Below are 19,858 nucleotides of genomic sequence, written 5' to 3'. Positions count from 1 at the left end.
CAAAAGACTGGACCCCGTGGTCAAGCGAACTAGGTGACAGTAGGAAAAATACTATGACTAACAACACCAAAACTATAACTCTAAACCTTGGTCCACAGCATCCGGCAACTCACGGAGTTTTAAGGTTAATCCTTGAGATGGACGGGGAAGTAGTAAATAATGCCGACCCTCATATTGGGTTACTTCATCGTGGTACGGAAAAGCTTATTGAGCATAAAACATATTTGCAGGCTATACCATATTTTGATCGTCTTGATTATGTTTCACCGATGTGTCAGGAACATGCATTTGCTTTAGCTGTTGAGTCGTTATTAGAATGCGAAGTCCCACGAAGAGCTCAGTTTATCAGGGTACTATTCTCAGAGCTAACAAGAATTTTGAACCATACTTTGAATATTGGCAGCCAAGCTTTAGATATCGGTGCTACTACTCCTTTATTATGGCTCTTTGAAGAGCGAGAAAAGATCATGGAATTTTACGAGCATGTTTCCGGCTCTCGTATGCATTCAAACTACTTTAGACCGGGCGGGGTTGCAGCAGATTTACCCGAAGGTTTACTTGAGGATATAGATAAGTTTATAGAACAGTTTCCTCCTAAACTTCACGATATTGAAAGTCTACTAAATGAAAATAGATTATGGAAACAACGTTTAGTAGATATCGGCGTTGCGTCTCAAAAAGAGGCAATGGACTGGGGGTTTTCAGGACCAATGCTTAGAGGTTCGGGTATAGCTTGGGATTTACGCAAATCAAACCCTTATGACGTTTACGATGAAATGGACTTTAAAGTACCAATCGGCAAAAACGGTGATTGTTACGACAGATATTTCGTTCGTATGCTTGAAATGTACGAATCAATCAAGATAATCAAGCAATGTATAGAAAAAATGCCGAAAGGTGCAATTAAAACCGATGATCCTAAATTAACACCACCGACAAGAGCCAAAATGAAAGAATCTATGGAAGCAATGATTCATCATTTTAAGCTCTATACGGAAGGATATGACGTCCCAGCCGGCGAGACCTATAAAGCCGTAGAAGCCCCTAAAGGCGAATTTGGTGTATATTTATACTCGCAAGGAGGTAATAGACCTTATAGATGTCGTATTAAAGCACCCGGCTTTGCTCATTTGCAAGGACTAGATTTTATGTCTAAAGGTCATTTAATGGCAGATGTTATTACTATTATTGCAACGCTTGATATAGTATTTGGTGAGATAGATAGGTAATATATTTGTCATGCCGTGGGCTTGTACTTGCGTTACTCTGTCATTCCTGCGAAAACAGGAATCCATAAAATAAAACTAAAAAACAAAAAATGTATTGGGTATATATATTATGCTCTAATAAGCATGGTACTTTATATATTGGTATTACTAATAATATAATAAGTCGTGCTTATGAACATAAACAAAAAATAATAAAAGGTTTTACCTCAAAATATAATATTATAAAGCTTGTTTATACAGAAGAATTTACTGATATTCAAGAAGCACTTACAAGAAAAAAACTTGAAAAAATGGCAACGTAGTTGGAAAATAGAACTGATAGAAAAAACTAATCCTGAATGGAAAGATTTAATTAAATAGTTCTACGGATTCCTGCTTGCGCAGAAATGACATAAAACTATACCGTACTAAAAATATATGAATACAAAAATTACAAATTTTACATTTGATAAGAAAAATTTAAATCTAGCAGAAGAGATTATAAAAAAATATCCACCGCATGGAAAAAGAAGTGCAATACTTCCGCTGCTTGATCTAGCACAACGTCAAAACGGCGGCTGGCTACCTGTTCCTGCTATCGAATATGTCGCAAATATGTTAGCAATGCCTTATATACGGGCTTATGAGGTTGCAACATTTTATACTATGTTTAACTTAAAGCGAGTTGGTAAATATCATATCCAAGTATGTACTACTACTCCTTGCTGGCTGCGTGGTAGTGATGATATAATGAAAATTTGCGAAAAGAAATTAGGTGTAAAACTCAAAGAAACTACTGAAGATCAAAAATTTACTTTAAGCGAGATAGAATGTTTGGGAGCATGCGTTAACGCTCCGGTCGTACAGATTAATGACGATTATTATGAAGATCTAACTCAAGAAAAAATGGGGGAAATAATAGACAAGCTTCAAAATGACTAGAATCTTATTATTATTACTTAGATTTTATCAATATTTCATTTCTCCACTACTTGGCAATAATTGCCGGTTTCACCCCACTTGTTCTGAATATGCCAAAGAAGCTATATCAATGCACGGCAGCATAAAAGGCTTGTGGTTTACCTTTAAAAGAATCATCAAATGTCAACCGTTTTGCGACGGCGGATATGATACCGTTCCAATCTCTATAAAAAATTCTAAACCACTTAATAAAAAAATATAAATTATGTTTATTGTAAACCTTAAATATACCTTAGGCTTAGATCTTTCTTCTGTTGAACAATTTATTACGAAACATAGAAAATGTTTAGATACATGTTATGATAAAGGACATTTTATTAGGTCCTATACATCCAAGAATTGGCGGTATTATTTTAGCTAATATAGAAAAACTAAGTCAACTTAAAGATATATTAAGATAAGATCCTTTTTATATAAATAATATAGCTGAATATGAAATTACTAACTTCACTCCTACAAAATGGAATAAGAATTTAAATATTTTTTTTCAAAAACATGAATAAACTAATCCCTTTACCTCGTGAATTTTTTGCAAGAGATACTAATGTAGTAAGCACTGAGTTAATCGGTAAAGCTCTTTATTTCCAAGGTAAAACAGCTATCATTACTGAAACTGAAAGCTATATAGGGCAGAATGATCCTGCTTGCCATGCAGCAAGAGGGCGGACAAAAAGAACGGATATAATGTTTGGTCCTGCAGGCTTTAGCTATGTCTATTTAATTTACGGAATGTATTATTGTTTAAATTTCGTAACCGAAGCTAAAGGCTTCCCTGCTGCAACCTTAATAAGAGGCGTACATGTTATTTCGCCTGAAAATCTATACCTCAACGGTCCGGGTAAATTATGCAAATATTTAGGAATTAATATTTCTCATAATAAATGCGATCTTATAAATAACAACGAATTTTTTGTCGGCGATATCGGCTTAAAGCTACCCTACTCTACTACTGCTCGTATAGGTATTACTAAAGGCACGGATAAATTATGGCGTTATGTTGTTACAGATATCACTAATTTAATCTCTCAATATAATGTACAGCCTTAATAAGGTCATATTGATTTACGGCAAAAGGACCTCGAAAAGGTTTGTCTAATATAAATAATAACAAAAGCATTGATGATGAAGTGATACAAACTAAACCAACCGAAATCTTATGTAAATAAAGCTTGGTGCCAAGCATACAGACAAAAATTAAATTAATAGCAGTCATTATACATACAACTATCCAATATTGAATATTTAAGGAAAAATAGGACATTTTAATCCTGTTATACCTTACTGTATAAAGCTCTTTTATCTCCTCAATGATTTCCTGCTTAGTCAATAGCTGCATTTGCTCGCTTGCTTTATAAGCTTGTAGTCTCTTATTAATATCTTGGAGGAAACTAAGAGCTTCATGACCGATTTGCTTGCCGTCTTTCATTAATTGCCATTCACGCCGCATTACACCTTTGGTATAATTTTTAATATCTAGATAAATTGTAGGCCTCATTTCATGAGGAAGCCAACCTACACTATCTGCAAGCCTCATCAACACTATAGATTCTGCTGCCACCCCTTCTTGTGCTTTATTAAAATTACCGAGTAAATAAATTAATACAAAACCGGTTGATACCGCATACATACTACCGACTACACCCGATAAAAACCCGCCAAGACTTCCAAGCTCTTCTTTTTGAAAATTATTAGGAATAATGTATTTTGTTAAATATAAACATCCCGCACAAAAACTCATCAAAACAATATTTATTATGATGAATAAAACAATATTAGGAACGGTATAGATAAAGTCAATTATATGATTACATAGGTATTATTAACCATGTCCTGCTGAATATTTATGTAATATACTAGAAATAAGAGTTTGATAAGGTAATCCCTCATAAGCAGCTTTTTGTTTTATTCTCATTAAATCACTACTAGAAATACGAATATTTATTCGAGTATCTTTTTTTAAATAATTAGCTGCTGCCACTTGTGATATATGTTTCTCTTGTTCAAAATTTTTAATTCTTTGCCATTCATCATTTTCAAAAGACTCCAGCAATGCGTTTTCTTCAGCATCTAGTATTATATTTGATATATTCTCTTTATTTCTCATTACTTTTTCCTATTTTTAGATATTTCTGAGTAGCTTTGTGACGTGGAATAATAGTCTTTAAAAAAACTGTTCCATCAACTTCACTAATAAAAGGCACTAAATAGGCGTATTCATTAAATTTAACTATATACATTTTTTGCTCTGAATATTTATTAGGATTTGGATGTTCTATTATATCCAATAAACAATTACTTTCTATAACTGATATTATTTCTTCAAAACTTACCTTGCGCTCACTTATTAACTTATAATTTTTTTCAGCAGAAAAGCTATAATTACATTTCTTTGTCATCTTATGATATTAGTACAATGTATGCTTTATGTCAACACTACACTTCCATCTCTTCTAAGACCACTGTAGAATCAGCAAGTTTAGTAATTTTTTCAATTTTTAACCGAGCTTCTTTTAGTTTTTTCTCACAATGATTCTTAAGTAAAATACCTCTTTCAAAGCTATTAACTGCCGTCTCTAGACTCTCTTGTCCGTTATCTATTTTTTTAACAATTTCCTCAAGCTCTTTTAAAGCTTCTTCAAAGCTAATATTTGCTTCTAAAGTTTTAGTATTAGTCATTTATTTTTATTTTTTTAATGGTTATCTGTAGTAATTGTGTCTTCAGTTGTTTGGGGTATAAGTAATTTTTTTAGCTCACTACTATCAAAAGTTTTCTTAGGAGCAAAAATACTCCCTTGCATTTTTATATTAAGATGTGCCAAGCTATCTTTATCAGAACTTGTATTTGAGGTATTTAACTTAACAAGCCTTGCCGGCACGTAAAATGATAAAATACTAGATGCATCCATATCAAAATTATATATATTAACTGCAAAAGAGGCCGCACCGCTACTATATTGTGTTGCAAATTTTACTTTCTTTAAAAGGGCAATACCTTTTTGTAGTTCAATATCACCGCTTATACCTCTAATATTTTCTTGTCCTGTGGTTATAGCACTATTTATATCTTTATCTAAATTTTGTACCTTATAATCAGCTGTATCAATTTTTTCTATAAAAGCATCAATTGCAAAATTATTAACATCTATATTGTTTATAGCAAATTGTGATTTTGTAGTAAGGTTATATAGCTGGCTTTGAAGAGTGTTACCGTTAGTTCCTAAACTACCGCTTATACTTATTTTTCCGCCACTTGCAGTAAATATTTTAGGCATAAGAGCTGAAACTTTGTTTAAATCTATTGTATTTAAAGCATATACGAAATTTATAGCATAAGGTTCTAATAAAATATTGCCGTTACCTTGAAGCTTACCACCTAATAATTCTGCTTCAATATTATTAAATTGTAATAAATTATTATTATTTGCTACATAAAATTTAACATTTTTCAATATTAAATCATTTTGTAATAATGTCGACAATGTACCGGAAACTTGTAAGGTAGCTTTATCTAAACTATAATCATTTATTAATTTATTTCTTAAATTAAGCATTCCTGCCGGTGATAATAAATCAGTAGTAAGATTACCGTCCTTAATTTCTACGGTCAAAGACGGTAATACACTCGATGCATCTAAGTTCCAGCTAGTTGATAAATAGCTGTTAGCAGTTTTAAAATCTAAATTACTAATTTTTATATTAGCTGGTACGATTTTAGCAAGCAAATTCATTTTGTCAAATACATGATCGTTATACTTAACGCTATCTATCAGAATATCTAAATTAGCTAAATATCCTATTGTTCTAATAGGGATGAATTTACTTGGATAATCTAGAGCTTTCATATCTTTAGTTAAATTTTTTGTAAATTCGATAAGCGGCGAAATTATTGGATACGTTCTACTGCTTAAGTCAAGCGAAGATATATTAAGCGTAGCGTCTAAACGAGGTGTTTGAGCAATAAATTTACTAGAAAAATTTCCTGATAAATTTAAATTATCTGTTTTGAGTAATAAATTTTTAAAAAATAAATCTATTAAAGTGAGTTTTAAATCCGATGACAAGCTAAAAGGAATAGCTTCTTTAATAGTAACGTCGTTAAATCCTAAAATATTCAGTAACGAATTTATATCGTTGTGCTTTAAATATAGCTGTCCATCGAACATACTTCTAACGGCATTCTGTGTTACATTACCTGTAAGCTTAAATTCTCCACCTGATTTAATATTACCTGAAAATTCATTTATCTTTAAAGTACCCTTTGATAAGTTAGAAGAAAAGACTATTTTTTTTAGTTCTTCATTATTACTTAAAATTATTTCGTTAATTGCCACGTCTGCTTTAAGTAATTTATTGGCAAAAATAAATCTACTATCTGAAGAAGAAGTATTAAATGTTACCTCTGCATTTGGAGAAATTAACGAACTTAAATCTATTTTAGGAAAATCTAGTTTTACATTAGTAGTAATATTATCATTTTTAGCAATGTTAACAAATCCATGACCAATAATAAAAGATGATGCTATTACTATGTCTTTTAGTTCTATTTCATCTTCATTATTTGAAATATTAAATTTAACGTTTACTGCCTCATGTTGATTAAATTTATTAAAAAGATGGTTTAAATCCGGTAATATATTATACATTACCGATGCTAAATTTTTAATCTGATATTCACCACTACCGCTAGTAAGCTTAGAATCTTTGTAAATTTGCGATAACTTAAAACCATAATCATTATTATCAATATTAAGACTAAAATCTACTATATCGTCACGTTTATTAATTGAACCTGAAATTTTACCTATATAGTTACTTGTAGTTTTAAATATGTAATTAGACGATAAAGCATTTTCTTTTTTTAATATACAATTATTAAAATTTAAAATAGAATAATCTTGTTTATTAATAATACTTAGATTAGTAACATTTAGATTTATATTTTGTAATTTATATTTAAAGAAATTCTTTATTAACTCTTCATGATTATAAATATTTAATACATTAGAATGTGAATAAAATTTAGCATCTAATATATCTATTTTATTAATTTTAGGATTAAATTTTATAAGCGACCACAACGAAAAATGAATTTTAATCTGCTCTAAATCTAACTTTCCTTCTTCTCTTATCTTCTCAATAACTAAATAGGACAAAGGAAATTTATTCATCTTTATTTTTCCGATATTTTCTTTCGCAATTCCTAAATGACTGGTAAAATTATTAGTAACCGAATTATAGTTAACAAACGATAATGCACCAAACATTATAAATAACAATAATGAAAAACAAATTATGACGCCGGCAGCTATTTTTTTTATCATGTCTGTAAAAAAGTTTTTAAATATATTATTATATATAATTATCAAAATTTAAAGGCAAATTAATGAATTCTTTAGAAAATTTAATTTTAGTCGGTGTAATAAAATCATGTCATGGAATTAAAGGTCATGTAATGTTAAAATCTTTTACCGACCCTGCTACAAAAATACTTGAAAGAAATTTAGTAAATGAGTCAGGAGCAAATATACATATTAAGCTAATTAGCCAAAATGCCAAAGGAGAATTAATTTGTACATTTAATGATATAGCTACTCGAAATGAAGCTGAAAATTTAAAAGGTTATAAAATATTTTGCTTAAGAGCAAGTTTACCGGAACTAGAAGAAGATGAATTTTATATAGCGGATTTAACTCATTTACCGGTATTAAACCAAGATCATAAAGAAATAGGCAAAATTAAAAATATTCTTAACTTTGGTGCCGGTGACATAATTGAAATAGAATTTTCAGATCAAACAACCGAATTATTACCTTTCAATAAAGAATTTTTTCCTATTATAACTAAAGATTATGTGATTTTAAATTATCAAAGAGAAGCTTGAATAATTTACCGTAGTTTTCAATTTCTTTATAGTACCCTACGATTCTTATTCACCTCTGTCTCATCCCGTGGCGTGACCACGGGATCCAGTTAAAAATACTAAATTTATTAGTATTTATTGTTTTTATGGCCCCCGTGGTCAAGCCACGGGGTGACACAGTGGGTTTTACCGGTCCACGCAACAACGCCTCGTGGGAATGACATAGAATATAATTATTTTAATCCTTAATTGAGTAAATTATATAAAATTGACAATTAATCCTTAAATACTATAATTAATATATGTATATAAATAGAAGGTTAAGCTCTATGCCTAAAACTTTAAAATACTCACTTATTATATTTATAAGTATAATATTATTATTAATTGTTATTCCTTTCTTTATTCCTTTAAATCATTATAAAGGAATAGTAATAGATAAAGTTAAAGAGGCTACAAATAGAGATTTAACTATTAACGGCGACATAAAATTATCTTTACTACCGAATCCCGCAATATCACTATCAGAAATTAAATTATCATCAATAAACGGTACAAAAGAACCTCATCTAGTTTCCGTTGAAGGTGCTAAAGCGTCATCGATACGACTTTTTCCTCTTTTTAGAGGAGCAATTGAAGTAGCTTCTATAGAACTGCAAAAACCGATTATAAATCTAGAAGTTTTAAGTAATGGACAAAAAAATTGGCAATTTTCTACACCTAATAATGCATCCAAAACAAATGAACTTAGCTCTGTAGAATCTACCGATACTAAAACTGAATTAGCACTTCCTATTTTGATTAGTCATTTTAAAATTATAGACGGCAAAGTAATATATATAGAAAAAAACAGTGAGAAAATATTTAACGATATTAACTTAGAGACTAAAATTAAAAGCCTTAAAGGTCCTATAGATTTGACTTTAGCTTTAAAGGCTTTGGAACAGCAAATTAATATAGACGGCAATATTGAAGAAATCGGTAAAATAATTCCGTTAAGTGCCAATATTAATCTTGCCGGTGAAAAAATTAAAATCGAAGGAAAATTTGATAGCGAAAATAATTCGTTCATAGGTAACGCAAATATTAAAGGTAATACTAAAACTTTAGGTATGCCTGCTGATTTACAAAATGACTACGAGCTAACTACGGCAATTACTGCCGATAGTAAAAATATAGCTATTAAAGATGCTAGACTTAATTATCCAAATATAGAATTACTAGCAAATGCAAATTATGATATAGAGCGTAATAACCTGAAATCAAATATTATTATCAATCCCGGTAACATTATAACCGAGATTAGCTCTAATTTAGATAAGACAAATATTATGCTACAAGCTGATAGTTTAAAACCTATACTTGATGCTCTAAAACTAAAGACCGATAAATTACCGCCTATTATTAACCAAAAACTTATACTTACTTCTAATGTAATTAGTAATTCTCAAGCAATAAAATTACAAAATATTAATTTATCGGCTGCAAATAGTAATCTAACGGGAGATATTGAGCTTAAAAATTTAGCACAAGATATAACTATTTCGCACAATCTAAAAATTAATAATTTTGAGTCGTTTATGTCTCTTATGGGAGTAAGTAATTTAAGTCAGATTGGAGTATTGCAGTTAAACGGAGGAGTGCAAAAAATTAAAGATACTTTCCATATTAATAATAAAATATCCGCTTTTAATACTAATATATCTATTAAAGGAGATATTAATTTAGAAACTCAGAAGCCCAATTTTAATCTTAACTTATATAGTCCGTTAGTTAATTTGGATAAAATTCTTACAAGTAATAGTCCTACTCCTGCTCCAAATAAAACTAATAGTCCTGCTACTCAAAACATACCTACAGCTAAAAATAATTCTCCTTGGTCAAATAATCCTATTAATTTAGGGTTTTTAAATGAAATTGAAGGGCAATTATCCGCAAATATTGATAAATTAACTAACGACTCATTAATCATAAATAATTTAAAAGCAAAATTAAATATCACCGGCGGCACGCTGAATATTACTTCAGTTAATGCAAGCATTTACGGTGGCGAACTAAGTAGCACCGGTTATGTGAGTTCAGCCAAAGATCAAAACGCTGCAATTAAAATCGATTTTAAAAATGCCTATCTCAAAAGTTTCACTCCGCAATCGGATAAAATAAAAATAACTGATGGGCGACTAAGCTTTAAAGCTGATCTTACTTCTCGCGGTAATAGCGTTTATACATATGTTAATAATCTAAATGGACAATTTAACGTAAATAGCGATAACGGGGAAATAAGCGGATTTGATTTAAACCGAATCGCAGATGCGGTAAATAATGCTAAAAATACCGAAGGAGTATTGCGACTTATTAACAGCTCCTTTAGTGGCGGATCCACATCTTTCAAAAATTTAATTGCCAGAGGAAATATAACGCAAGGCAAGCTTAATTTAAATGAATGTAGTTTAGATGCTTCACCTGCCACAACAAATGCAAGCGGTCAAATTAACTTACCACAATATATGATGGATGTTAGTGCAAGCGTTACTATTGCGGATTTACCGCCTATAGCCGTTAAATTATACGGATTCATAAATAATCCGCAACATAAATTAGACGTTCAAGCCTTTCAAACATATTTAGTTAAAAACGTATTTAATAGCGTTATTAAAGACTTAAAAAGCGGAGAGAAGAAACCTGAAAATATTATTAAAGATGCTTTGGGTCTCAGAAAGAAAAAGGATACAAATACAGAGGAACAAAACAGCCCTCCGCAGGAAAACCAACAAGCAGATCCTGTGAATAAGCTTCTACAAAAAGGATTGAAGAAACTGTTTTAATGTGACCGTCACGGGTGTTGTGTGACTTATTATTCCTCTCTATGTCATCATCCAGCAAAACATATAATATAGTGTAGTAACAATGTTGAAGTTATTTTTTCTAGACTTAGTTAGCAAGCAACTAGATGACAGTGCAAAACTCATAAATACCCACGTTTTGATACAATTATTCCTGTGCCAAACCTAATTGGATACAAATCCTTTGTTTCCTCAGTATCTAATACCAAATTAGGTATGTTTTTAGGGAAATCTTGAATTACTTTAGTAATTTTTGCTGCTTCTTCATCATAATTTGCCTTTTTCAACAAAATAATAAGGTCTTCATATAATGATTTTTTATTTGGATTTAACCCTATAGCTCTTTTGATAGAAGCGAGTGCTTCCTCCGGATTTATTTTATGTAATTTATTAAAAAACTCTTCGTGATAGTATGCTTTACTTGGATCTAGTTCAATAGCTTTCTTTAATGATTTAATCGCATTATCTTGTTGTTTTTCCATTAAAATAGAACTTAAACTATGAAAAACTTCAGCTTCTCTATTGTTATATTTTTCAGTTTTATCATAAGTTTCAATAAAATTTGAAAGTTCTTCAGGATCAGTTTCAACGAATCTTCGTAGATTGTCTTTTTCTTCTTGATATTGGATATCTGTTATGAAGATCGAGATATTTTTTCACTACTTTCTTTAACAATTTCAGAAGTTTTAAACTTCCAATAAGGCAAAATTTCATTTTTATATGGTTGACAAATGCATACTCCTTGCTCCCCTTTACCTACTCTATAGCTTTCCGGGCATTTACGATACTCAATATCATTTTTCCATTTATAACTTTTATTATCAAAATTTAGATAGCTTGGTTTTTCCATAACTTATGATATATTTGTAATTAATAATTTATAACCACAATTTCAATGTAAGTAAATAAATCTGAAGTTTGTAAAGCTAAGTAAGTAGTTTAAATAAACTTTAATTTAAAATCGTATGATTAAGAAAATAGTACAAAATACGAAAACTTTGCACGTACGTCCTAATGGAAGATCAGCTGATTACATAACGCCTAACTTCATGTATGGCTGTGCCGGAGGTTGCAGAAATAGTTATTGTTATGTTATGCATCATAACTATGAGACATTATATATCAATGAAAATATAGATCAAATACTTGACGTATTGGATAAACATATAGTAAATTTACCGACTAAAATTTCCAATCAAACAGATTCTAAATATTGGACATATGATATAGGTTGTTCTACCGATGTAAGTTTGCATTGGAAACACACTAATTGGTTAAAGATATTTAATTTCTTTAAAGAAGATCCACGTGCTAAAGCAACTTTTGCTACTAAATATGTCAATCCTAAATTACTTAATTTTAATCCTGAAAACAAAATAAGGATTAGATTTAGTTTGATACCGACAAGAATGCGTGAGATATTAGAGCCAAAAACGAGTCCAATTATCGAGAGAATAAAAGCGGTGAATATTTTTATTGAAGCAGGTTACGAAGTTCATCTAAACTTTGCTCCTATTATTGCTTATGAAGGCTGGCTTACCGAATATGCAAAGTTATTTGAAGATTTAGCTCAATACATAAACAACCAATATAAACCGTTTATAAAAGCGGAATGCATATTTTTAACGCATAACGATAAGCAGCATGAAAGAAATATTGCCTCAAATAGATTAGAGAGTGAAGCTTTAATTTGGCAACCAAATTATACAGGAAAATAAAGTAAGCAAATATGGAGGCAAGGCGGTACGTTATAAAGCCGGTATTAAGAGTAGTTTTTTATCCAACGATAGAGTGTGTTGCATGACAGGTTGCTCCCATGGAATAAAATACGATATATATTCTAACTCTTCCTACTTATCAAAATTACGAAACAAAAGCATAAAATTTAAAAATTACAGTTATAAATAAAAAATCACTTGCATGAAAATACACTTATGATATGTTTCTTCACGTTGGGTTTCAATTTTAGCTTCTATAAAAGTAACCCAACACTATTATCTCTCAGCTAATAGTGGATATAGTGTTAGTTGAGTACAAAAGTACAAATATAAAAAACAAGTAAAATATCGAATAGGCAAAAAATCGTTTAGCTTGTTTGTTATCAGGGGTGTCATAGAATAAAGAACCGGCATAATATAGAAATACTACCCCAAGGATACCAGAAATTATTAAATATATAAAATTATTCATTCCAATAAAAAAAGGCATTAGCGAAACAATAAATAAAAGAATACTGTAAATTAGAATTTGTTTTTTAGTATATAAAGTCCCCTTTACTGCAGGCATCATCGGTACTTTACAGTTTTTATAGTCATCGTTACAGAATAAAGCAAGAGCCCATGAATGCGGCGGCGTCCAAATAAAAATAATCAAAAATAATATAATCGACTCTAGAGATATAGTATTGCTTACCGCTGCATAACCTATCACAGGAGGTAATGCTCCCGATACTCCGCCAATAACGATATTTTGTATAGAACGACGCTTTAACCAAATAGTATAAATACAGATATAATAAAAAATAGTGAATAGCAGTAAAAAGGATGCAAGTAGATTAACACATAAAGCCATAAAAAATACTGCAAAAAATCCCGTTATCAAACCAAAAGATAAAGCTTCATCAGATTCTATAACTCCTCTTACTATCGGTCTTTTTTGGGTACGTTTCATTAAGCTATCGATGTCTCTATCGTACCACATATTAATTGCCCCTGCACTACCTGCCCCAAGCGCTATGCAAACAACTGCAATACCAGCAATAAACGGATGCACGGAATAAGGAGCAAGCCACATACCTACAAAACCCGTAAAAATCACAAGCGACATTACACGCGGTTTCATAAGTAAAATATAGTCTTTAACAGTACTTTGTGAATGATTGATTTTACCTAAATTGATTGGTCTTACTAAGGAACTCATATGAAATATTTTTTAATTAAATATAAAAAGTTTTAGGTTAAAAATCAATGATTGACTTTGATGCAAGAAATGTATATATTTTTTTGTAATTCAAATAATAAATAATAAGTTAAGGATATTATCAGTGACAAAAATTGTTCGTTCTAAATATAAAGCTAGTAGAAGACTTGGAGTAAGTCTATGGGGTGATAGCAAGGATGCTTTCAATACACGAAATTATCGTCCCGGGCAACATGGGCAGAATACCATGATTAAAACTTCAGATTATGGTTTACATTTAAAAGCTAAGCAAAGATTGAAATGCCACTACGGTCGTGTCACTGAAAAACAATTTAGAAATATTTTTGCACTTGCTCAAAAAATGAAAGGTAATACCGGTGAAAATTTCATTGGGTTACTTGAAAGTAGACTTGATACGGTAGTTTATAGAATGAATATAGCTCCAACTATTTTTGCTGCAAGACAGTTAGTTTCACACGGACATATTAAATTAAACGGTAAGAAAGCCGATATCGCAAGCATACGACTAAAGGCAGACGATGTTATAGAAGTTAAAGAATCCGTAAAACAAATACCGCTTATCCAAGAATCCGTTTCAAAACAAGGTCAAACAACACCGGGGTATTTATCATTTGATGTACCTTCATTAACCGGTAAATACTTAAGAGTTCCTGCTCTTTCTGATGTCCCATATCCTTTTGAAGCAGAAGTGCATTTAGTAATCGAGTTATATTCTCGTTAATAATTATAAAAAGGCAGGTTTTATTTATCTGCCTTTTTACTTTCTTCCCTACACCTACATTTTTTCTTTATACTATAATACAACTTATCACCTAATTCGGCAGCTTTTATTAAAGATAGATTAGTTAAGAATTTAACGTCTGAGCTAAGAAAAAACTGTAATTTTTGACGAAGCAAGGAAGTATAAAAATGCTAATTTTTAGTATTTTTTTATTATTTTTATGGAGTGCCACGCTACTTTCAATCGCTCAAAAGGTATTGCTGCGTGGATCAGTTTTTCAGTTGTTTTTGGATACCGTGGTCAAACCACGGTATAACACCGAGTGCCTTTTTCGATACACACAACAACGCCCACTCACAATAACGATATCTACTTTTAATAAAAATAATGCTGCTTCTACCTTTTCCAAAAAGTTAGCATATGGAACGCATTTAATAATTAGCGGTATAATTGGTTTTATTGTAAATGGGATAACAGGAAGCAGTCTTTTTGTTTCGGCAACTCTTGCTGATGAAATCTTAATAACCGAAGGGTATTTTCAGAAACATTATCTTACTTCTGCCACATTTAAAGGAAATTTAATCTACCCTATTACTACAAATCTCATCACAACTTTTCCTAATTATTCAGTACCAATTTATTTAACTTCTACAGCTGCAATAGTAGGCTTAGCATATTATGGGACTGATTTCTTAAATTATCAGGAAAATTTAAAAGAAATTCAGATAAACTTAACTCCTAATATTAGGGTAATTGATCCTAATATACTTTCTAACAATTTTAAAAATGATTCAAAAAATGAAATTAAAGATGTAACCCAAGGGTTTTAGATTTAATTGAAGCATACATAAATAGTAGTTTTATTAACTATACCGGAAATGATGGCAATACATTAATTGCATTAACCTTACTCATACAGGACCCTAATGCTGATATAGGACCTCTTGTTTCTCAAGGAGCAAAAATCAGTATTTTATGGTGTGGAAAAAATATAATAAGCACACTATTCCAATCATATAAAGTTTCTTTAACACAAAATACTCAAGATTTAATCGAACAAAAAACTTTAGAACTGTTACTAAACGAAGAATATAAAAGTAAAATCTTAGGATTAAAGGATATAGAAGCTATTACTAATAATTTATTTAATGATCTTAATAATACTTTCACTATTGGAATTTTACAATTAGGGAATTTAACCACTCAAAAAATTATACAGCTTATTGCATTGCAAGATATAATGAATTTAGTTCCAGGAGCTATTATATTTAATGCGTTTGAAAATATTAAGGAAAGATTTTTAAATATATTATATCAACTGAATATTTCTTACAGGCAAGAAGCCAGAGGAAATTAACGAAAATACAGCTTCTATAGTAAGAAATATATCCTCTAATACTTCAAATATCTTGTTAACTGATTCTGCTCAATTTGTACAAAATCAATATACCAAGCAACTTAAAGCTAAAAAAGAAATATCAAAGAAAATGTTGTTTTTAGATAGCACAAAAAATACTATAACTACTATACTAGATATCTCCGATAAATTCATAAAATCACTTTACTATATTTATAAAAGTAAAAAATGGAGAGATTACGCCTGAGCAAGCTCTACTACTTAATCCTTGGCTTGAAACCTTAAAATCATTCTTAACAAGTTCCTCATTAAAAATAATCTTTAGTGGAGCAGTTAGATAACAAGCGAGAATTACAAAATTAATAGAGGCAATTTCTTCTGAGAATAAAAAAGGAATAATATGATCTATTAATGATACAAACGATGAACTTGTAATTTCTGATTATAACCTAATTATAGAAGAAAGAACTATTTTGAGTTTTGAAAAATTAGTATTCAAACTAGGAGCACATGATCTTCTTTCAGCTTCCTCAGGAAAAGGCAACACTACTTTTTTAAAGAGTTTAGTCAATTGTATTGCTGATCCATGCCATAGCGTTGGTGAAATTTCCATACCTACCCATTATCAAAATCCAAAAATAATATTTATTGATCAGAATAGTTACATACCGGTTTAATCTACTTTATTTGAAATAATAACCTCCGACCTTGATCAATCAATCATTAAAAGTAATAAGCAATTATTAGAAGAAAAAATTAACACACTACTTATAAAATTAGATCTAGATACATTAAGCACTTAAGTGATAAAAATTATGATGTAATAAATGCACCAAGTGGCAGTCAAAAGAAAAAAATTGGAATCATTAAAGCTATAATTTCAAACCCTAAAATATTAATTTTAGACGAGGTATTTGCTAATCTTGATAAAATATCTATAGAAAATGCATAACAAGCTTTAAAAGAATTTTTACCGGAAACTTTAATGCTTGTAGTGCATCATGACGGTAAATCGCATGACTATAATAATTTTTATGATCAGTATAAATCTTGAAGATTTGTATGCTGAAATAAAATTATTAGGAGAATAGCTATTCTATTCAACCCTATATACTTGACTACTTTTCATTTATCATGAGTATATACTAAATCTAGATGTTCAATTATGGGAGTTTTTTAAGATTTCTTTATAGATTTCAAGGTTTTTTCTTAGCATCAGATCAAGAGAGAAATTATTAATTACCGTATGTCTTGCCGCTTCTTGGATTTTCTTAGCAAGATCAGTACCTAAAATCGAGAAACAATAATCGATTTTCTGTGCTAACGCTTCGGCATTATTTGGTTCTACGTGGAAACCGGTTATATTATTATTTATTGTCTCTACTGCCCCACCGATATTAGTTGCAATAACAAGCTTCTTCATCGCCTGCCCTTCTATAATAGTACGCCCGAAAGCTTCAGGCTCGATTGAGGCAGAAATGATAATATCGGAAATCCCATATAGGTTTATTATATCCGAATCATTACCAAAAATTTGAATTTTATTTTGAAGTTTTAGATTAGCTATAAGCTCTTTTACTCTATTAGTAAAATTGGGATGTCTAGATATATCACCGACCATTAAACAATAAAAGTCTCTATGTTTTAATTTACTTAATGCTTCTACTAGAACAAGATGTCCTTTCCAACTTGTCATTCTAGAAGGCATTAATATTATCGGCACGTTACTCGGTACATCATATTTATCACAACATTTTTCAAGTTTTTCCGGCGTTAAATTTGCGGGATCGAAATAATCACAATTCACTCCACGCTCAATTACTACTATTTTATCTTCATCAATTTTATAGTTTTCGAGCAAGTGTTGTTTTACAAAATTAGACACGGCAACAACTTTCTTGCCTTTTAGCATTATGCTATTATAATATTTTTTAAAACTATTCGGAATATTATAAACCCCATGAAAGGTAGTCAAAAATTTAGCATTTGTCCATTTTGTTGCTAGATATGAACTCCATGCCGGTGCTCTTGATCTTGTATGAACTATATCAACATTATATTTTTTGATTATTTCTGCTATCAATTTTGCATTATTCAGAATTACAAAAGGATTTTTACTGTTACTATTCATTTCAATATGCAATATATCTTCCTTATCTAACTCTTTAACTAGAGTACCGCCTGCTGAAATTATGATAGGAGTATGACCGAGAATTTTAAGATATTTTGCAACTTCTATAGTACCTCTTTCAACCCCTCCCGAAACTAGAGCAGGCACTACTTGCAAAATAGTATATTTATTGTATCGTTTACTTGACTTTAATGAAGGCATTAAATCTCAATCTATTAAAATAATTATTTAAAATGCACAAACTTTATAATAAAACACAAGACAAATTTATTGTCTATGATAATTATAGAATAATTAATACAAATATTCCATCTGTAATTTTTTTACACGGCTTGATGTCTAGTATGCAATCAACTAAGGCTATCTATTTAATAGATTATTGTAAAAAAAACAATTATAATTTTATTGTTTTTGATAATTTCGGCCATGGAAACGCATCAGGACAATTTAAGGATCAAACAATTAGTGATTGGTTAGAAGGAGTATCACTAATTTTAGATAAATTAATTAATACGGAGGCGATATTAGTAGGTTCGAGCATAGGAGGATGGCTAGCACTTCTTGCGGCTTTAAGATTTCCTGATAAAATAAAGGGACTTGTGTGTGTAGCCCCTGCTCCAGATTGTACTGAAAATATTTGGCAAAATATATCTCTAAATGATCAAAATAAGATGCAAAAAGAGGAAATACTAGAAGTAAGCGGTAAAAATTGTGAGCATAAATATCCTATAAGCTATAAACTGATAGAAGATGCAAAAAAACATTTATTATTGACAAAGAAACAGATTGATATAAATATACCGGTACATCTCATTCATGGGATGTTAGATGAAGACGTGCCTTATAATGTTTCAGTAAAATTATTAGAAAAAATAACGAGCAAACAAATAGTAATGAAGCTAATTAAAGACGGTCACCATAATTTATCTAGAGAAGAAGATTTAAAGGTAATGACAAATTCCTTAGAAGAAGTAATTAGACTCTTAAGTAAGATTAAATAAACAATAAATATGTATAGCAACATAAATAAAGTTCATGATTTTAAAGAAGTTATAGAAGCGGTAAAACAAGCCGATAATACTAGCTTGGTGCTTTTTGATGTAGATGAAGTAATTGTAATGGATAGTGATGAATCTAGGTTAACACATGGTTATAGAAAAGAATTAATGAAGAACATTGAAAAAAGACTTACTAGAAAAGAATGTGAATTGTTACTTAGTATTGTTCTTAAAGATAGGAAAGCTAGATTTGTTAACCCAGATATCTTAACGATATTTGCTCTACTTACAGAAAAAAATGTACCGGCAATGGGTCTTACTAAACTTCCTACCGGTAAATTCGGCGTAATTGAAGATATGATCGAATGGAGAATTCGTGAACTCACTGAATTAAAGGTAAATTTTCAAGAATTTTCACCTTTAGAAGATGAGATAATAATAGAAGATTTTAATGCCGGTTACGGTAAACCTACATTAAAAGACGGAATAATTTACACTGCGGAATATGATAAAGGAAGCATGCTTGAGTATGTATTACGAAAAACAAGTTATTATCCACAATCAATAATATTTATCGATGATATAGAAGAAAATTTATTATCATTACAAGAAATTTGTAAGAAACTAAAAATTAACTATCAAGGATTTGAGTTTACCGGTTCTGCTATCGTTCCTGAACCTGTTCTTGATGCACAATTAGAAAAAATTAGATTTGAAATTCTAGAAAAAGAATATAAATGGTTAACGGATGAGGAACTGAAAAAGCATACTTTGTCATCTAGTAGCTTGTCCACAGTATCCAGCTAAAAATGTCACAAC

At 30.3% G+C, this 19,858-nt stretch carries 20 protein-coding genes and 1 pseudogene; 12 read left to right on the top strand and 9 right to left on the bottom strand.

Annotated features, from left to right (window positions below; all coding sequences use genetic code 11):
* The first annotated feature begins 53 nt into the window (after positions 1-53).
* From nuoD to RSL_RS02495, 5 genes and pseudogenes are all read left to right on the top strand, one after another.
* Complete coding sequence (nuoD, locus tag RSL_RS02515) at positions 54-1,229, top strand: NADH dehydrogenase (quinone) subunit D (RefSeq protein WP_014273401.1); 1,176 nt, start codon at positions 54-56, stop codon at positions 1,227-1,229.
* 89 nt (positions 1,230-1,318) lie between these two features.
* Positions 1,319-1,589, top strand: a pseudogene (locus tag RSL_RS02510) (GIY-YIG nuclease family protein).
* A 57-nt stretch (positions 1,590-1,646) separates the two neighbouring features.
* Positions 1,647-2,150, top strand: coding sequence for an NADH-quinone oxidoreductase subunit NuoE (gene nuoE / locus RSL_RS02505; protein WP_014273399.1), 504 nt, complete (start codon positions 1,647-1,649; stop codon positions 2,148-2,150).
* Entirely contained in the window at positions 2,143-2,391 is a 249-nt protein-coding gene (gene yidD / locus RSL_RS02500) for a membrane protein insertion efficiency factor YidD (RefSeq protein WP_012262333.1), read from the top strand. Before nuoE ends, yidD begins: the two co-directional genes overlap by 8 nt.
* 293 nt (positions 2,392-2,684) lie before the next feature.
* On the top strand, positions 2,685-3,236 hold the full coding sequence (locus RSL_RS02495) for a DNA-3-methyladenine glycosylase (RefSeq protein ID WP_014273397.1): 552 nt from the start codon (positions 2,685-2,687) through the stop codon (positions 3,234-3,236).
* On the opposite strand, the gene RSL_RS02490 is transcribed toward RSL_RS02495, so the two are convergent.
* From RSL_RS02490 to RSL_RS02470, 5 genes are all read right to left on the bottom strand, one after another.
* Positions 3,202-3,927, bottom strand: coding sequence for a bestrophin-like domain (locus RSL_RS02490; RefSeq protein ID WP_014273396.1), 726 nt, complete (start codon positions 3,925-3,927; stop codon positions 3,202-3,204). The genes RSL_RS02495 and RSL_RS02490 overlap by 35 nt on opposite strands.
* A gap of 81 nt (positions 3,928-4,008) precedes the next feature.
* Entirely contained in the window at positions 4,009-4,293 is a 285-nt protein-coding gene (locus RSL_RS02485; protein ID WP_010977119.1) for a CopG family antitoxin, read from the bottom strand.
* A complete protein-coding gene (locus RSL_RS02480; protein WP_016926161.1) occupies positions 4,283-4,585 on the bottom strand; it encodes a hypothetical protein in 303 nt (100 codons plus the stop codon). Before RSL_RS02480 ends, RSL_RS02485 begins: the two co-directional genes overlap by 11 nt.
* A gap of 37 nt (positions 4,586-4,622) precedes the next feature.
* Positions 4,623-4,865, bottom strand: coding sequence for an exodeoxyribonuclease VII small subunit (locus RSL_RS02475; protein WP_004996011.1), 243 nt, complete (start codon positions 4,863-4,865; stop codon positions 4,623-4,625).
* A 14-nt stretch (positions 4,866-4,879) separates the two neighbouring features.
* Positions 4,880-7,510 (bottom strand): AsmA-like C-terminal region-containing protein, encoded by a 2,631-nt coding sequence (locus RSL_RS02470; RefSeq protein WP_014273395.1) that lies wholly within the window; start codon positions 7,508-7,510, stop codon positions 4,880-4,882.
* A 62-nt stretch (positions 7,511-7,572) separates the two neighbouring features.
* Between RSL_RS02470 and rimM the strand changes: the two genes are divergently transcribed.
* On the top strand, positions 7,573-8,070 hold the full coding sequence (rimM, locus tag RSL_RS02465) for a ribosome maturation factor RimM (RefSeq protein ID WP_012719604.1): 498 nt from the start codon (positions 7,573-7,575) through the stop codon (positions 8,068-8,070).
* A gap of 308 nt (positions 8,071-8,378) precedes the next feature.
* Positions 8,379-10,874, top strand: coding sequence for an AsmA family protein (locus RSL_RS02460; RefSeq protein WP_014273394.1), 2,496 nt, complete (start codon positions 8,379-8,381; stop codon positions 10,872-10,874).
* A gap of 140 nt (positions 10,875-11,014) precedes the next feature.
* Here the strand turns inward: RSL_RS02460 and RSL_RS02455 are convergent, their stop codons facing one another.
* Both RSL_RS02455 and RSL_RS02450 read right to left on the bottom strand, forming a co-directional pair.
* Positions 11,015-11,374: a hypothetical protein gene (locus tag RSL_RS02455; protein WP_014273393.1), complete on the bottom strand. Its 360-nt coding sequence runs from the start codon at positions 11,372-11,374 to the stop codon at positions 11,015-11,017.
* Positions 11,375-11,526: 152 nt separating this feature from the next.
* The gene (locus RSL_RS02450; RefSeq protein WP_014273392.1) at positions 11,527-11,742 is read right to left on the bottom strand and encodes a DUF4385 family protein; all 216 of its coding nucleotides are present in this window, start codon (positions 11,740-11,742) and stop codon (positions 11,527-11,529) included.
* Positions 11,743-11,857: 115 nt separating this feature from the next.
* Here RSL_RS02450 and RSL_RS02445 point away from each other — a divergent pair, with 115 nt between their 5' ends.
* The gene (locus tag RSL_RS02445; RefSeq protein WP_041472079.1) at positions 11,858-12,610 is read left to right on the top strand and encodes an SPL family radical SAM protein; all 753 of its coding nucleotides are present in this window, start codon (positions 11,858-11,860) and stop codon (positions 12,608-12,610) included.
* Between the two features lie 283 nt (positions 12,611-12,893).
* On the opposite strand, the gene cyoE is transcribed toward RSL_RS02445, so the two are convergent.
* Positions 12,894-13,811, bottom strand: coding sequence for a heme o synthase (gene cyoE / locus RSL_RS02440; protein WP_014419775.1), 918 nt, complete (start codon positions 13,809-13,811; stop codon positions 12,894-12,896).
* A gap of 124 nt (positions 13,812-13,935) precedes the next feature.
* Between cyoE and rpsD the strand changes: the two genes are divergently transcribed.
* Positions 13,936-14,553: a 30S ribosomal protein S4 gene (rpsD, locus tag RSL_RS02435; RefSeq protein ID WP_014273389.1), complete on the top strand. Its 618-nt coding sequence runs from the start codon at positions 13,936-13,938 to the stop codon at positions 14,551-14,553.
* Between the two features lie 188 nt (positions 14,554-14,741).
* On the top strand, positions 14,742-15,383 hold the full coding sequence (locus tag RSL_RS02430) for a hypothetical protein (protein ID WP_014273387.1): 642 nt from the start codon (positions 14,742-14,744) through the stop codon (positions 15,381-15,383).
* Positions 15,384-17,069: 1,686 nt separating this feature from the next.
* On the opposite strand, the gene RSL_RS02420 is transcribed toward RSL_RS02430, so the two are convergent.
* Entirely contained in the window at positions 17,070-18,242 is a 1,173-nt protein-coding gene (locus RSL_RS02420; RefSeq protein ID WP_004996031.1) for a glycosyltransferase family 4 protein, read from the bottom strand.
* 32 nt (positions 18,243-18,274) lie between these two features.
* On the opposite strand from RSL_RS02420, the gene RSL_RS02415 reads away from it, so the two are divergent.
* Both RSL_RS02415 and RSL_RS02410 read left to right on the top strand, forming a co-directional pair.
* Complete coding sequence (locus RSL_RS02415; RefSeq protein ID WP_014419774.1) at positions 18,275-19,042, top strand: alpha/beta hydrolase; 768 nt, start codon at positions 18,275-18,277, stop codon at positions 19,040-19,042.
* A 9-nt stretch (positions 19,043-19,051) separates the two neighbouring features.
* A complete protein-coding gene (locus RSL_RS02410) occupies positions 19,052-19,846 on the top strand; it encodes a DUF2608 domain-containing protein (RefSeq protein WP_014273381.1) in 795 nt (264 codons plus the stop codon).
* Positions 19,847-19,858: the final 12 nt, after the last annotated feature.

Source organism: Rickettsia slovaca 13-B (genome assembly GCF_000237845.1).
GTDB classification, from domain to species: Bacteria; Pseudomonadota; Alphaproteobacteria; order Rickettsiales; family Rickettsiaceae; genus Rickettsia; species Rickettsia rickettsii.
Note: the sequence above shows the minus strand (reverse complement) of the source record. Positions and strands in the feature narration are given on the sequence as shown.